The organism is Gilliamella sp. B2969, assembly GCF_026536195.1.
Taxonomy (GTDB): Bacteria; Pseudomonadota; Gammaproteobacteria; order Enterobacterales; family Orbaceae; genus Gilliamella.
Map to the genome: position 1 here is coordinate 65,573 of NZ_JAFNOP010000006.1, position 15,142 is coordinate 80,714.

At 35.7% G+C, this 15,142-nt stretch carries 14 protein-coding genes; 1 reads left to right on the top strand and 13 read right to left on the bottom strand.

Annotated features, from left to right (window positions below; all coding sequences use genetic code 11):
- Positions 1-79: 79 nt before the first annotated feature.
- The 12 genes from J3U66_RS06690 to ilvI form a co-directional block, all read right to left on the bottom strand.
- Entirely contained in the window at positions 80-1,192 is a 1,113-nt protein-coding gene (locus J3U66_RS06690) for a glycerol dehydrogenase (protein ID WP_065633494.1), read from the bottom strand.
- 82 nt (positions 1,193-1,274) lie between these two features.
- Positions 1,275-1,925: a dihydroxyacetone kinase subunit DhaL gene (gene dhaL / locus J3U66_RS06695; RefSeq protein ID WP_267348491.1), complete on the bottom strand. Its 651-nt coding sequence runs from the start codon at positions 1,923-1,925 to the stop codon at positions 1,275-1,277.
- Positions 1,926-1,943: 18 nt separating this feature from the next.
- On the bottom strand, positions 1,944-2,942 hold the full coding sequence (locus tag J3U66_RS06700) for a dihydroxyacetone kinase subunit DhaK (protein ID WP_267332955.1): 999 nt from the start codon (positions 2,940-2,942) through the stop codon (positions 1,944-1,946).
- A gap of 41 nt (positions 2,943-2,983) precedes the next feature.
- On the bottom strand, positions 2,984-3,331 hold the full coding sequence (locus tag J3U66_RS06705) for a Lin0368 family putative glycerol transporter subunit (RefSeq protein WP_416379676.1): 348 nt from the start codon (positions 3,329-3,331) through the stop codon (positions 2,984-2,986).
- Between the two features lie 28 nt (positions 3,332-3,359).
- On the bottom strand, positions 3,360-3,833 hold the full coding sequence (locus J3U66_RS06710) for a Lin0368 family putative glycerol transporter subunit (RefSeq protein WP_065799081.1): 474 nt from the start codon (positions 3,831-3,833) through the stop codon (positions 3,360-3,362).
- 15 nt (positions 3,834-3,848) lie between these two features.
- The gene (gene dhaM / locus J3U66_RS06715; protein ID WP_267332957.1) at positions 3,849-4,232 is read right to left on the bottom strand and encodes a dihydroxyacetone kinase phosphoryl donor subunit DhaM; all 384 of its coding nucleotides are present in this window, start codon (positions 4,230-4,232) and stop codon (positions 3,849-3,851) included.
- Between the two features lie 581 nt (positions 4,233-4,813).
- Entirely contained in the window at positions 4,814-5,722 is a 909-nt protein-coding gene (locus tag J3U66_RS06720; RefSeq protein WP_267348492.1) for a lysine exporter LysO family protein, read from the bottom strand.
- Positions 5,723-5,804: 82 nt separating this feature from the next.
- On the bottom strand, positions 5,805-6,749 hold the full coding sequence (locus J3U66_RS06725) for a VirK/YbjX family protein (RefSeq protein WP_267332959.1): 945 nt from the start codon (positions 6,747-6,749) through the stop codon (positions 5,805-5,807).
- A 226-nt stretch (positions 6,750-6,975) separates the two neighbouring features.
- A complete protein-coding gene (gene eno / locus J3U66_RS06730; RefSeq protein ID WP_065633501.1) occupies positions 6,976-8,277 on the bottom strand; it encodes a phosphopyruvate hydratase in 1,302 nt (433 codons plus the stop codon).
- 46 nt (positions 8,278-8,323) lie between these two features.
- Positions 8,324-9,961: a glutamine hydrolyzing CTP synthase gene (gene pyrG, locus J3U66_RS06735; protein WP_267332960.1), complete on the bottom strand. Its 1,638-nt coding sequence runs from the start codon at positions 9,959-9,961 to the stop codon at positions 8,324-8,326.
- A gap of 402 nt (positions 9,962-10,363) precedes the next feature.
- Positions 10,364-10,858: an acetolactate synthase small subunit gene (gene ilvN, locus J3U66_RS06740; RefSeq protein WP_065633503.1), complete on the bottom strand. Its 495-nt coding sequence runs from the start codon at positions 10,856-10,858 to the stop codon at positions 10,364-10,366.
- Positions 10,858-12,576, bottom strand: a complete 1,719-nt coding sequence (gene ilvI / locus J3U66_RS06745; protein ID WP_267348493.1) for an acetolactate synthase 3 large subunit — start codon at positions 12,574-12,576, stop codon at positions 10,858-10,860. Before ilvI ends, ilvN begins: the two co-directional genes overlap by 1 nt.
- Before the next feature lie 276 nt (positions 12,577-12,852).
- Between ilvI and ygfZ the strand changes: the two genes are divergently transcribed.
- Complete coding sequence (ygfZ, locus tag J3U66_RS06750; protein WP_267348494.1) at positions 12,853-13,731, top strand: tRNA-modifying protein YgfZ; 879 nt, start codon at positions 12,853-12,855, stop codon at positions 13,729-13,731.
- Between the two features lie 117 nt (positions 13,732-13,848).
- Here the strand turns inward: ygfZ and J3U66_RS06755 are convergent, their stop codons facing one another.
- Positions 13,849-15,000, bottom strand: coding sequence for a M20 aminoacylase family protein (locus J3U66_RS06755; RefSeq protein WP_267332963.1), 1,152 nt, complete (start codon positions 14,998-15,000; stop codon positions 13,849-13,851).
- Between the last annotated feature and the right edge of the window lie 142 nt (positions 15,001-15,142).

The window sequence follows — 15,142 nt, forward strand, 5'->3', positions numbered from 1 at the left end:
ACACTCTCATTATTACGGCAAAAAGCAACTTATTTAAGCAATAATGATAGTTGACCTAAAAGCACGTGTTGTTTTGGTGTTAGGCGATACCTAAACGTTTTTTATAACTCTTCACATAATAATCTGTTGCTTTGATAGCTTGTATCACATCATCAGCCGTCACCGCAAAAGGCAGACTATGGATAGTTTCAACAGGAGCAATGGCTTTTTCGCCAATTAATTGAAACTCTTCTTCTGTAATTTTATCTAAATGCACTTGCTCTAACGTGATGGGTAAATCCAACTTAATATATAAATCGATATACCTTTCAAGCTCAGCAATTGGTCGACCTTCTAGCACTAGTTGAGCGATTGTGCCATATGCCACTTTTTCACCATGCGTTAGATGATGCACATCACCTGATACGGCAGTAAAACCATTATGAATAGCATGAGCTGCACCTAAACCACCATTTTCAAAACCAAGGCCACTTAGTAAGGTATTCGCTTCAACAATAGCTTCTAATGCAGGAGTAACAAGTTTTTTTTCATTTGATTCAACAGCAAGTAATGCATACTCAAATATGGTTTTTTCACACTCTCTGGCAATTGCTTCACCAGCAATTGTTGCAATACCACCAGCATCCGTTTTATGGCAACTACGAATGGAGGTTCTGGCTTCAACCCAAGTTGCCAGCCCATCAGCTATACCTGATTTTAACGATCTAACCGGTGCATTTGCAATCACTCGAGTGTCAACTAATACCAAATCTGGATTTTTATAATGGTGCCATAAAAAGTCAAAAACACCATCTTCAGTATAAACGACTGAAACTTTAGCCGTTGGTGCATCGGTTGATGCAGTTGTTGGTACACAAACTTTAGGTATATTATATTTGGCGGCAAGTGCTTTAGCCGTATCAAGTGTTTTACCACCTCCTACACCAATAATTGCATCAAATTTTTTTGATTTAAACTCATCAAGTAATCGGTTAATTTCTACCATTGAACATTCGCCGTTAAAAATGGCTTTAGTAATCGATAGTTCGGCTTTTTCGAGTGAATCGGCGAGTTGATTGGCAGCAATATTCCAAATATTCTTATCTGCTAGGATTAAAAAATTGGTCCCAAAGGGTTTGATGTATGCTTCTGCACGAGTCAGCAAATCTTTACCTTGTACATATCTATTAGGACTAACAAAAACCTTATCCATATTAAAATCCTCTTATAAACACATTTACTAACTAATTAATTATTATTAATTCAATTAAAATAATTAATTTACTTCTGGAGAATTACTTCTCGAGTTTTAATTGCTGTAAAAATTCATTCATAATCATCCAAGCTGATTCAGATCCCGCATCCTTGTGCCCTATCGCTCGTTCACCTAATCGCATGGATCGCCCTTTTTTAGCAACCAATGGAATAGTTAACTCGGAACCTTTTTTCATTTCATCAACGCAAATTTCTAACGTTTTTACAGGGTCATCACCCTCTTTATAATTGTTTAAAACATTTAGCCCCGGAATCAGTGCATCTATCATTGTTTTATCATTAAGTTCGGCTTTTCCTCGCATTTGTACAGCTTCAACACCATCTTGATACATTTGACAGAACTCTTTGAATGTTACTGCTTGTTTTCCAGTTGTATGGTTTGCCATTTTCATAAAAAAACTACCATATAAAGGCCCTGATGCTCCGCCGACTTTGCTCAATAAAATCATTCCTACTTTCTTCATTAATTCAGCAATATCTGCTGTTGAGTCAGACAAGAGTGGCAGTTGCTTTTCTACTTCACGAAAACCTATGGTCAAATTAATACCATGATCACCATCGCCAATGTCAGAATCTAATTTACTGAGGTGGTCACGGTTTTTTTCGGCCATATCGGCTATTTTTTTAAATGTTTCGATAAAATAAGATTTATTTAGCATCAGGGCACTCATTTTTCCTCTCCTTGGTAGTTAATAAGCAATTTTAAAATAAGGCGCATCACATGGATGGTCTAATAGCTGTTTTAGTTCATCATCTAACTTGATAACAGAGATAGACATCCCTACCATATCCATTGAAGTCACATAATTGCCCACCAGTGGTTTATAGATTTTAATGCCCTTTTGTGCTAATAAAAGATGTGCTTTTCGGTAGCAGATATATTGGTCCATCAATGCCAAACCACCTAATCCATTAATCAGTAATTGCACTTCATCACCTGCTTTTATTTTGGAGTCTTGTAAAAGATGATCGATTAATTGGCTCACAACGACATCGGCCTTTTCTAGCTTAGTTCTTTCAATACCGGGTTCACCATGAATGCCCATGCCAACTTCCATGTCACCTTCTTGCATATCAAAAATGACTTCGCCGGTAACCGGTAATGTACAAGATGATAGTGCAACACCCATTGAATAAGTATTGGCATTAGCTTTTTCAGTTAAAGCTTTAACTTTATCTAAGTCATAACCTTTGGCGGCAGCACTGGCAGCGACTTTGAACACAAATACATCACCCGCCACACCACGGCGATCACTAATGTTTTTTGAAGAATAGATATCATCAGTCACTGTCACCGTTTCAACCCGGATACCTTCATCGGCAGCTAATTCAGCTCCCATATCAAAGTTCATAACATCGCCAGCGTAGTTACCATAAACAAATAGGCATCCTTTACCAGAATCAACCGCTTTTACTGCTTCATAACAATATTCAGGAGATGGTGAAGTGTTCACATTACCGACTGCTGCCGCATCCGCAAAATCTTTGCCAACATAACCTAAAAATGCGGGTTCATGTCCTGAACCGCCGCCAATAATTATTCTAACTCTTGGCTCTGTACTGATTTTTTTACTTACGATTACGCGATTACACGCTTTTTTTAATTCGACATATTCACTATGCGCTAAGCAGTAACCTTCTAGCATCTCTTCTACGACATCATAGCCATCATTAATTAATCTTCTCATTACATCACCTCGGTCTATCCTTTACATGTTTTACTTGTTACTTAACTCACTAAAAAAAGTGATAATACATACCCACCAACAATACCTGCACATACTGCTGCAACAATATTTTTAACTGATTTACGTTTGCTTCCACCGGTTAAAGCTGAGGCTACCCAAATCCCAACACCAGCGGCTAACCCTTGATCGACCCATACTGAACCACTTTGCGTAATCATTGGCGTTGCTATTCCATGATTAATACACCAGACTGTTCCAACAATAAATGCTGCCGCCATCCAACCACCGATTGGTCCCCAATTGTCAACCATACGCCCCCATGCCATGCGTATAACAAAAGGGAAGATAAAACCACCGATTATTGTTGCAATAGCCAATTTAATTGACATCATCATTTGCTCCCTATATTTCAGCTAATTATTTCTTTTTTTGAAAAACTTTGATTTGTTTGCTACGCAAGATCTTTTCTTTTGCTTCTTTCAACTTTTCAAAATCAGAACGTCTTAAACCAGGTTCTCTTGGATTCTCATTAATAAATTCTGTTTTCTTCGCCATATCTTTTTCAATGAAAGCAGCAGTAATTCCCCCTAAAGTAGCGCCGACAATCACAAGCAATATGGTAGGTAAAGAAGAGACAAATGCATGCCCACCTTGAATAAAGGTATCGCGCATAATGCCACATACTGCAATAGCAAGTCCCATATCAACAAAAGCAGCATCATCTTCATTGCCAGTCAGATTGATATAATGATTCATGTACCACATTGGACCAATAATGATTACCGCCGCCAAAAAACCACCGAAAATGCCGTAAGTACCTAATTGTGACCAAACTGACATTACAATCATTCCAGCGATACAATAACCCACAAAGCTTCGAAAAAATTTCATCCTAACGCTCACTTTTTAAATATTTTGTAGTTCAGCTAAAATACCTTCAACATCTTCATCAACCATGGCTTGTATTGACGCAACAAATGCACCTTCAACAAGGGGGGCATCAACTAACGTCACCTTACTTCTTAAGGCTTCATCTTCGATAAGGTCAATAGCGGTTTCTGTGCTTAAAATGGCACTACCTATATCAGCAAATATCAGTATATTTTTGTGATCTTTTGATTGTTCGATGATGTTATAAATCGCAACTGAATCTGTTCCCAATCGTCCATCCTCTGTTCCGCCTGCTGAATAAATTTTTACATCACCGGTTGAATCGACCATCTCTTCGATCATTTCTTTTAATCCATCAGTAATTTTTTTACTGTGAGAGACTAAAATAATACTAATCATGCTTACCTCTTGAACATATGTCTCGTTAATAATCTTTTGTTCAATTATATCGAATAAAATTAAGGCGGAAATTGTTTTATAATAAATTTGTGATTCAGATCTAACTTTTAGATAGTGATAATTTTGACAGCAAAATAAAATAGAATAATTAGCTATATTAGTGTGATATCTAAAAAACAATACCGTTAACAGATTGATAGTTGATGTCAAATATATGATCAACGTTATTTTATTAAAATGAGCATAAGTTTACATATAAAACAAAAGATTCAGGTATTGATTAGCAAAAAAGATAAAAAGCATCACTCTATGCAATATTTTACAGTTGTATGGGTAACCTAGCTTAATTCGCTACGCTTGATAGTTTAAAAACAAAATAAATAAATTGCTTTTAAAACTGAGTAATGAAATGAATAAGTTGATGTTGATGCTTAGAAGAGTTTAAAAACTATTTAATATTTAGACAAATGACCCGCTAATTTAATTCAGCTTTTTACTCATTGATCCAACTCAATTAGTCAAAAAAGTTTTTAAATGAGCCTGACTGATTAATGAGTTAAATACAACTAATGCTTTTACCATTAAAATCCACCATAATTAAAAAGTGTCATTAAAATTGGCATTAATAAAGTCAATACAAACCCTTGTACAATGGCTGGTGGCACAATAGTGATGCCGGCGCCTTTTTGTAACATTGGTAAAGTAAAGTCCATCGAAGTTGCACCACACAAACCTAACGCAGTAAGTTTATAGCGTCTTATTAAGGTTGGAATAAGAATTATTGCACACAATTCACGCAAAATATCATTTAAAAAGGTTGCACTACCAATGATTGGACCATGCGCTTCTGTCATCAAAACTAAGGACAAAGAATACCAGCCAAATCCCGATGACATAGCAAGCCCAACACGAGTTGGAAAATCCAAAATGAAAGCAGCTAATATTCCACCTAAAAAAGTGCTTATGACCACGACTAAAGATGTCGTCAAACCAATTTTATTTAACAAAATCTGTTTAAACGAGATATTGTTACTACGTAGCTGGATACCAATGAGCAATAGAAGTAAAACTAACACTATTTGAATAATGCTGCCAGTATATTGCCAAAAAAACAAAGGTAAAAAACCCGCAATAAAACCGAGTATCAAGGCAATAAATACTTTTAAAGATTCAAAAATCAATTTAAAACGAGATTCAAACGACGAGCCGGTGTTAGCTGTTTTCCAAGGCAAAAATAGATCAAATAAGATTAATGCCAAAAAATTGCCACCAAAAGTACAGACAAAAACAACAGCGGTATAGAGCAAAATATGCTGTAAATTTGTGATTAAATTGTCTAACTGAGCTAATTCAGCCCCCATGATAAAAAGAATAAAATAGACCATATAGCCAAGTATCTGATTAATTTTGGCTAGCCATTTTTGATCTTTAATTTTAATCAAATAACCTAAACACAATGGGACAAATGCAATCAAAATACCATAATACATTTTTATTCCTTTCCATGTTCATCTTCATATAGTATTGTTATAAAAATTAGAGGTAAAACTCTGCTCTAATATATCCTCATTATCAACGTAATGAGGATAAACTTTCCTCAATGCTAACTTTAAGCTGATCTAATAATGCATAACGATTACGATATTCCGAGCGTTTTTTACTCGCTATTTCGTCAATCGATTTTCGATTAATTTCGGTCGGTAATATAAATAAGTTTCTGGAATCTGGTTTACCGTCAATTGTTAACCAAAAATCATCGTAATCCGATAAAATTCTTTCTTGTCGGCTATTATATCGCCAGTTATTGTACACATGTGTGTTATTGCCAACAGCAATCACCTGTTCTAAATTAAAATATTTAGCAATAATTAATGCCGCTTCTACCGCGACGCGTTTTGGAAAAAGTCCATAGCACTGTTTTGTTGCTTTTTGTACGCGTGTTCGTGCTTCATGATGCCCTGTTCCTTGTAAACCAGCAATAAATAGCGTAGATTTGTTTTGATATTCGACAAGGGTGAAGGTTAAAGTTGCTAAATCAATACCGTCATTATCATAAAAATAGAGACTCAATTCACCTTCACGCGCATATTTATTTCGCGCTTGAATAGCTATTTGTATGTTTGTTTCGTTTTTAGCGTCGATATTAGCCAAAATATAAGGCGATTCTGGGTTATAAAAAGCCTTAGACATATTGCCGGATTGCTTTGATAAAAAATCATAATGATAAACTAAAGCAGCTAAACGCTCTTTTTGTGTCAAACATGATGATAAATACGGCCGTTGTAATTTACAAGGTAAATTGGTTTGGCAGGAAAGGTAATAACCAAGTAAAGGATATTGTCTTAATTTATCAAGCAATTTGAGTGTAATTGGACTTAAAAAAAGTGTGCGAAAAAAGAACTTATATCGATAAGTTGGTTTAAGCCAAAGTTCATTAAGTGGAAGTTTGCCTACACAAAGCCAGTGAAAAAGTTGCCACTTACTTTTAGGCTGGGGCATATTTGTAATATTATTCATAATCAGAAAAAACTAAACTCGGTTAATTTAAAAAAATATAAAATGACTCAAGTATTACTTAATATGCAATATTAAAGATAAGTCATAAAATCAAGGCAATAAGGGTACAACACAATATAAGTCAGTGCAACTATCCTTATATAAGGTTATATTAAATAAAATGAAAATAAAAAACGGTGAATTTATCACCGTTTTTAAATAACGATTAATTTTTGTTAAAAATTAATTATTGACCTTTAACTTCTTTTAAACCGTTAAATGGTGCTTTAGAACCTAACGCTTCTTCAATACGCATTAATTGGTTGTATTTAGCAATACGATCAGAACGGCTCATAGAACCAGTTTTGATTTGACCTGCTGCTAAGCCAACGGCTAAATCAGCAATGGTTGAATCTTCTGTTTCACCACTACGGTGAGAAATCACAGCGGTATAGCCAGCATCTTTAGCCATTTTAACTGCTGCAATTGATTCAGTTAATGTACCGATTTGGTTAACTTTAACTAGGATTGAGTTAGCAATGCCTTTTTCAATACCTTGTTTGAAGATTTTGGTATTAGTAACGAAAAGATCATCACCCACTAATTGGATTTTGTGACCTAATTCTTTAGTTAAGTATGCCCAACCTTCCCAATCGCTTTCATCTAAGCCATCTTCGATAGAAACAATTGGATATTGTTCACTTAAACTTTCTAAATAACGAGTAAATTCTTGAGCAGTAAACTCTTTATTACCTTCGCCTTTTAATACATATTTACCGGTTTCTTTGTTATAGAATTCAGATGCAGCACAGTCCATCGCAAGAGTAATGTCTTTACCTAATACATAACCTGCTTTTTCTACTGCTTCTTTAATACATTCTAATGCTTCAGCATTTGAATCTAGGTTAGGTGCAAAACCACCTTCGTCACCAACTGCAGTATTCATACCTTTAGCGTGTAAAACTTTAGCTAAATTGTGGAATACTTCAGAACCAATACGAATTGCTTCACGCACTGTTTTTGCACCAACTGGTTGAATCATGAATTCTTGTAAGTCGATGTTATTATCAGCGTGTTCACCACCGTTGATGATGTTCATCATTGGTAATGGCATAGAGTATTGACCTGGAGTACCATTTAAATCAGCGATGTGTTGATAAAGTGGTACACCTTTAGCTGCTGCTGCTGCTTTAGCATTTGCTAAAGATACAGCTAAAATTGAATTAGCACCTAAGTTAGATTTGAAATCAGTACCATCTAAATCAATCATGATTTGGTCGATAGCTGCTTGATCTAAAGCATCTTTTCCTAAAACAGCTTTAGCAATAGGTCCATTAACATTTTCAACAGCTTTTAATACGCCTTTACCTAAAAAGCGAGACTTGTCACCATCGCGAAGTTCTAGTGCTTCACGTGAACCAGTTGACGCACCAGATGGAACAATTGCTAGACCAACAAAACCACCCTCTAAGTGCACTTCGGCTTCAACTGTTGGGTTACCACGAGAGTCGATCACTTCACGACCATGTACTTTAACGATTTTTGCCATGTTTTTTTCCTCTATATGACAGATATATAACTAATGTAAAAATAAACTATTTTTGCTGCTGATCTTGATACTCTTTAGCAGCTTTCACAAAACTACTGAACAATGGATGTCCATCTCGTGGTGTTGAAGTAAATTCCGGATGGAATTGACATGCGACAAACCAAGGGTGTTCTGGAATCTCAATAATTTCAACTAATTTCTTATCAGTTGATAGTCCAGTGATCTTCAATCCAGCTTTCACAATTTCCGGTAATAAATTGTTGTTTACTTCATAACGATGACGATGACGTTCAGTGATCGACTCTTTTTTATACATATCAAATACTTTAGAATTTGTATCTAAATGGCAAATTTGCGAACCTAATCGCATAGTACCACCTAAATCGCTGTTCTCATTACGTTGAACCACATTACCAGATTCATCACTCCATTCTGTGATCAACGCGATAACTGGGTTAGCGCAATCTTTAACAAACTCTGTAGAGTTGGCATCTTTAATACCAGCCTTATTACGAGCATACTCAATTAAAGCAACTTGTAAACCAAGGCAAATACCTAAATAAGGAATTTTATTTTCACGCGCATAACGAGCTGCCATGATTTTTCCTTCAACACCTCGATAACCAAAGCCACCAGGAATCAAAATCGCATCTAAACCTTGTAATAATTCCGTACCACGAGATTCAAGATCTTCAGAATCAATATATCGAATATGAACAGTTAAACGATTTTTTAATCCGCCATGTTTTAATGCTTCGTTTACCGATTTATAAGCATCAGGTAGAGCAATATATTTTCCAACCATACCAATGGTAACTTCACCTATTGGGTTGGCTTCTTCATAAATTACCTGTTCCCATTCAGACAGATCAGCTTCTTTACATTCAAGGTGAAAGCGATTGCAAACAAATGTATCTAAATTCTGAGATTTTAATAGTGCAGGGATTTTATAAATAGAATCAACATCTTTTAATGAAATAACTGCGCGCTCAGGTACATTACAAAATAGTGCAATTTTAGCACGTTCATTAGCGGGAATAATGCGATCTGAACGACAAATTAATACATCAGGTTGAATACCAATTGATAGCAGCTCTTTCACTGAATGTTGTGTCGGTTTGGTTTTTACTTCCCCAGCCGAAGCTAAATAAGGTACTAACGTTAAATGCATAAATAACGTATGTTCACGACCAACATCAACGGCTAATTGACGAATTGCTTCTAAAAATGGAAGTGATTCAATGTCACCCACTGTGCCGCCAACTTCAACAATAGCAACATCAAAACCTTTTGCACCTTCAATCACGCGTGATTTAATTTCGTTAGTGATATGGGGAATAACTTGAACAGTTGCCCCTAAATAATCACCACGTCGCTCTTTACGTAGTACATCGGAATAAATTCGCCCAGTAGTAAAGTTATTTTTGCGTGTCATTTTAGTGCGAATAAAACGCTCATAATGCCCCAAATCAAGATCAGTTTCTGCCCCATCTTCGGTAACAAAAACTTCACCATGTTGAATAGGACTCATTGTGCCCGGATCAACATTAATATAGGGATCGAGTTTGAGCATGGTGACTTTTAAATTGCGGGCTTCTAAAATTGCAGCAAGAGACGCTGCGGCAATGCCTTTACCCAAAGAAGAAACGACACCGCCTGTAACAAAAATATAATTCGTAACCATTAATACCAGACCATTATTAATTTATTAGAATAATATTGTGCGTTTTTAAACCATAAAAACCAACACAATATACGAAGAATCAGACGGGAAGATAGTATAACAGAATCAAGTATAGGTCTCAATTGAATAATTACGTTTAGCTGTTGTTTAGGCTGAATGATTTGATTAATCAGTATTTTTAATAGTAACTTGATTGTTGATGTAACTTCAATATTACTACCGTTTAGAACATATCTTAGTTTAGTGAAAACCTTAAGATCAAAGACAATTAAAACAAAGTTAGATGTGCGAGTTTAAGCATGATTTATTGATGTAACATGTCATAATATTTGAAAAATTAACTAAAAATAGCACTTAACAAGGCACTTAAGGTACCTTGTTATAAGCAAACTAAATACATAACTATTTGACTGTTTTTTCACTACGCGACAAACCAATAATCCCTGATCGGACTGTTTCCACAATATTACATGTTTCTCTAATTGATAATAAGAACGAATCAAGCTTTTCACTGGTGCCCGATAACTGAACAATATAATGCGTTGCAGTCACATCAACAATTGATCCTCGAAAGATATCGGCACATCGCTTCACTTCGTCACGTGCATCTGAATCTTTAGCGGCAACTTTAACTAACATAATTTCACGCTCAACATGAGGGCCTTCGGTTAAATCATTAACACGGTATACATTAATTAGTTTATGAAGTTGCTTTTGAATTTGTTCAAGTACATGCTCATCGCCTGAGGTTTGAATGGTCATACGATGCATGGTTGGATCTTCGGTTTGCGCCGTTGTGATGGTTTCGATATTAAAACCACGTTGTGAAAATAGACCAATTATTCGAGACAATGCACCAGGTTCATTTTCAGTTAAAATAGATAATATATAACGCATTAGGTTCTCTCCGTTTTACTTAACCACATCTCACTCATTGAACCACCACGAACTTGCATTGGATAAACATGTTCTGTAGCATCGGTCATCACATCTACAAAAACAAGTCGATCTTTAATTGCTAACGCTTGTTTAAGTTTAGATTCAAGCTCTTCACGCTTATTAATACTTATGCCAACATGACCATAAGCTTCAGCAATTTTAGCAAAATCAGGTAATGACTCCATATAAGACGAGGAATGTCGCCCTGCATAAATCATGTCTTGCCACTGTTTAACCATACCTAAAAAACGATTATTAAGATTCAAAATCAAAATAGGTAAACCATATTGTAATGCTGTTGATAGTTCTTGAATATTCATTTGAATACTACCATCACCGGTTACACAAACAACTCGATTTTTTGGGAAGGCCAATTTAACACCTAGTGCGGCAGGTAAGCCAAAGCCCATGGTACCAAGTCCACCTGAAGTAATAAAGTGTCTTGGTTTATCAAACGGATAATAAAGCGCTGTAAACATTTGATGTTGACCTACATCGGTAGTGATATAAGCATCGCCTTTAGTTAATTTATATAATACTTCAATTGCTTCTTGCGGTTTAATACTGTTACCTTCATGACTATAAGCAAGGCAATGTCGAGCTCGCCAATGATCGATCTGTTTCCACCAATCAACCAAGGCATCTAAGTCACGCTCTATGTTTAGTTCATCAATTTGATCTAACATAGTTTCTACAACAACTTTAGCATCACCAACAACAGGAATACTTGCCATGATGGTTTTAGATATTGATGTCGGATCGATATCGACATGAATTATTTTGGCTTTAGGACAATATTTTTCAACATTATTAGTTGTTCTATCATCAAAACGTGCACCGATAGCCAAAATAACATCCGCATTATGCATCGACATATTGGCTTCATACACACCGTGCATACCTATCATGCCTAGATAATGTTTATTTGTTCCGGGGAAAGCACTAATGCCCATCAGCGTTGAAGCAACAGGCAGATTCAATTTTTCAGCAAACAGTTTGATCGCCTCACTTGCATTAGCAGATATCACACCACCACCAATAAAAAGAACCGGTTTTTTAGCTGTAAAAAGTGTCGTTAGCGCTTTTTTTATTTGTCCTTTATGTCCTTGTATTGTTGGATTATAAGAACGCATCGATACTGATTTTGGATAATGATAATTATATTTATTAGCAGGATTGACAATATCTTTTGGTAAATCAATGACAACAGGACCAGGGCGACCGGTTGACGCAATATAAAATGCTTTTTTGATAATTTCTGGAATATCTTGAGTATCTTTGATTAAAAAACTATGTTTAACAATCGGTCTTGAAATACCGACCATATCGCACTCTTGGAATGCATCATTGCCAATTAAATTACTTGCTACTTGTCCAGATAATATAACCAGTGGCACAGAATCCATATAGGCAGTTGCAATACCGGTAATAGTGTTAGTCGCGCCTGGCCCCGATGTAACTAACACAACACCAACATCACCCGTAGCTCGAGCGTAACCATCAGCCATGTGCACAGCTGCTTGCTCATGACGGACTAATATATGTTCAATACCACCAAGTGTATGAATTGCGTCATAAATATCAAGAACACTACCACCAGGATAACCAAATATCTGTTTTACTCCTTGATCAATCAATGATTGAATGACCATTTCTGCACCTGACAATTTTGCCATGCTTATTGCCTCCAATATAACTTTTTTGTCATCTATTGATTTATTGTGCATTAACTTATATATAAAATCAATTAAGTCAATAATATAACTTTTAACTAAATCACAATAAAAAAATAATGGTGTAAATTTGCAAAATCAAAATAAAGGGAGTTTAATAAAGTAATCAAAATATTATATATTGATTTTCCAGTCATTTTTGTTTTGTTTTAACACTTTAGAAAATTGGAACTCTAGTGTTACTGATGTTAAAATTCTTTATTTGTAAAAGGCACTATTATGAGCAATTTCTCAATTAAACCCATTTCACTTGCCGATTGGCAGTTAGTAAAAGTATCTGGAGTGGATAATCGCAAATATTTACAGGGACAAGTGACGATTGATATCGATCACCTTTCTCAGCAAACTGCCTTGTTTGCTGCACATTGTGATGCTAAAGGCAGAATGTGGAGTAACATGCTATTATTTCAACGAGGACAAGATATCTACTATATCTTACGTAAAAGTGTTGCTGATGTGCAAATTGCTGCTTTAAAAAAATATGCCGTATTTTCTAAAGTCTCTATCGAGCAGGTTAATGATTTAAATATCGTTGGTTTAGAATACGATGCTATACCCGCAGATATTATTGACCAATTCAATCATCAAAATTGTATTACCCATAATAATATTACTTATATCAAATTAAATTTACCTCATACACGGGCAATTAGGGTATCTCCTCAAACTATCGATGAGGATTTACAACCTTGTAGCCGATGGGTTCAACTTGATTTAGAAGCAGGTTATGCCATTATCGATAAAGAAAATTGTGAAACATTACTGCCTCAAGCATGTAATTTACAATATTATGACGCCATCAGTTTTGATAAAGGCTGTTATTGTGGTCAAGAAATGGTAGCTCGAGCTCAATTTCGTGGCGCTAATAAACGAGGGCTTTATTTATTAACGGGTAAAAGCGATAGTTTACCCAATATTGGTGATACCATCGAATGCCAGATTGATGGCAATTGGCGTGAAAGCGGTCAAGTCCTTGCAACGATGAAATTAAATCAAGACAACGATATTTATGTTCAAGTTGTACTTGCTAATGGCATCGATCTCAACACACAATTTAGAGTAAAAGGCGCTGTAGCGAGTAAACTTTGTTTTCATTAATTGATTAAGGCTTGTTAAGATCAGTGAAAGCTAATCAGTTAACATCTACATTTAAAAAGATAGTTAACTGATTAGTTAAGTAAATTTCTGATAACAATTAAAAAATGTTAGGTTGAGTTATCCCCCAAGTTCTTGATTGACTATTTCAATAAAGTATTGCGCCCCGGTTATTAAAACTTCATCGTTAAAATTGTAGGCTGGATTATGTAAATTAGCACCTTTGCCAGCACCTAGCCACACATATACGCCTGGTATTTTTTGCAGCATAAAAGCAAAATCTTCCGAGCCCATTGATGGTAAAGGATCGATAATAAGACCATTTTCACCAACAACGTTTTTAGCAGCTTCTATCGCAATATCAGCTTGCTTAGCATAGTTAATTGTTGCTGGGTAACGCCGTTGATAATCAACCTCAGCCTTAGCTTCGAATGTGCTGGCAATACCTGTTGCAATCTGTGTAATGCGTTGCTCAGCCATATCTTGTACATCGGCGCTAAAAGCACGAACTGTACCACGAATTACCGCTTGTTGTGGTAACACGTTCCACGTATCGCCACTATGTATTTGCGTAACACTCACCACAAGAGAGCTAATAGGATCGACATTGCGGCTGACAATGCTTTGCAAACTATTTACGATTTGTGTTGCCGTTAAAATTGTATCTTTACCAAGATGAGGAGCGGCAGCATGAGCGCCAACACCTGTTACTTTGATTTCGAAAACATCATATGATGCCATCATTGGTCCATGGTTAATGTAAAAATGATTTAATTTCATATTCGGTTGATTATGAATACCATAAACAGCTTCAATTGGAAAACGATCAAACAAGCCATTTTCAACCATAACACGAGCACCGCCTTCGTTTTCTTCAGCTGGCTGGAAGATAACAACGACTGTACCCGAAAAATCACGGTGTTCACTCAAATATTTAGCCACGCCTAATAATGTTGCAGTATGACCATCATGACCACAGGCATGCATTTTACCCGGGATAGTTGAACAATAATCTATTTTATTCTCTTCTATAATATCTAAAGCATCAATATCGGCACGCAATGCGATAACTCGCCCTTCTTTTTTGCCTTTAATAATACCCACAACACCAGTTGGTGCAAAATCGGTATAGAGCTCAGTTATACCGAAAGATTTAAGCTTTTCAATTATAAATTCCGTTGTTTTCTTCTCTTCAAATGCGGTTTCTGGGTGGGCATGGATGTGATGACGCCATGCAATCATCTCTGATTTCAATTCATTAATACGACTCATTATACATTCCTTATTCATTCTCAATTGTAAACTTAATCAGTTTATTGATTAGTACTATACTGCTATTCTAGCTTTTATAAAAATAACTATTTTTACTATGATTAGTGATTTTAGTTATATATTAAAATACAGATAAGTTAAC

Excerpts from the sequence above, each read along its gene's own strand:
- J3U66_RS06690 (WP_065633494.1), bottom strand. The coding sequence starts at position 1,192 with ATGGATAAGGTTTTTGTTAGTCCTAATAGATATGTACAAGGTAAAGAT.
- dhaL (WP_267348491.1), bottom strand. The coding sequence starts at position 1,925 with ATGAGTGCCCTGATGCTAAATAAATCTTATTTTATCGAAACATTTAAA.
- J3U66_RS06700 (WP_267332955.1), bottom strand. The coding sequence starts at position 2,942 with ATGAGAAGATTAATTAATGATGGCTATGATGTCGTAGAAGAGATGCTA.
- J3U66_RS06705 (WP_416379676.1), bottom strand. The coding sequence starts at position 3,331 with ATGTCAATTAAATTGGCTATTGCAACAATAATCGGTGGTTTTATCTTC.
- J3U66_RS06710 (WP_065799081.1), bottom strand. The coding sequence starts at position 3,833 with ATGAAATTTTTTCGAAGCTTTGTGGGTTATTGTATCGCTGGAATGATT.
- dhaM (WP_267332957.1), bottom strand. The coding sequence starts at position 4,232 with ATGATTAGTATTATTTTAGTCTCTCACAGTAAAAAAATTACTGATGGA.
- J3U66_RS06720 (WP_267348492.1), bottom strand. The coding sequence starts at position 5,722 with ATGTATTATGGTATTTTGATTGCATTTGTCCCATTGTGTTTAGGTTAT.
- J3U66_RS06725 (WP_267332959.1), bottom strand. The coding sequence starts at position 6,749 with ATGAATAATATTACAAATATGCCCCAGCCTAAAAGTAAGTGGCAACTT.
- eno (WP_065633501.1), bottom strand. The coding sequence starts at position 8,277 with ATGGCAAAAATCGTTAAAGTACATGGTCGTGAAGTGATCGACTCTCGT.
- pyrG (WP_267332960.1), bottom strand. The coding sequence starts at position 9,961 with ATGGTTACGAATTATATTTTTGTTACAGGCGGTGTCGTTTCTTCTTTG.
- ilvN (WP_065633503.1), bottom strand. The coding sequence starts at position 10,858 with ATGCGTTATATATTATCTATTTTAACTGAAAATGAACCTGGTGCATTG.
- ilvI (WP_267348493.1), bottom strand. The coding sequence starts at position 12,576 with ATGGCAAAATTGTCAGGTGCAGAAATGGTCATTCAATCATTGATTGAT.
- ygfZ (WP_267348494.1), top strand. The coding sequence starts at position 12,853 with ATGAGCAATTTCTCAATTAAACCCATTTCACTTGCCGATTGGCAGTTA.
- J3U66_RS06755 (WP_267332963.1), bottom strand. The coding sequence starts at position 15,000 with ATGAGTCGTATTAATGAATTGAAATCAGAGATGATTGCATGGCGTCAT.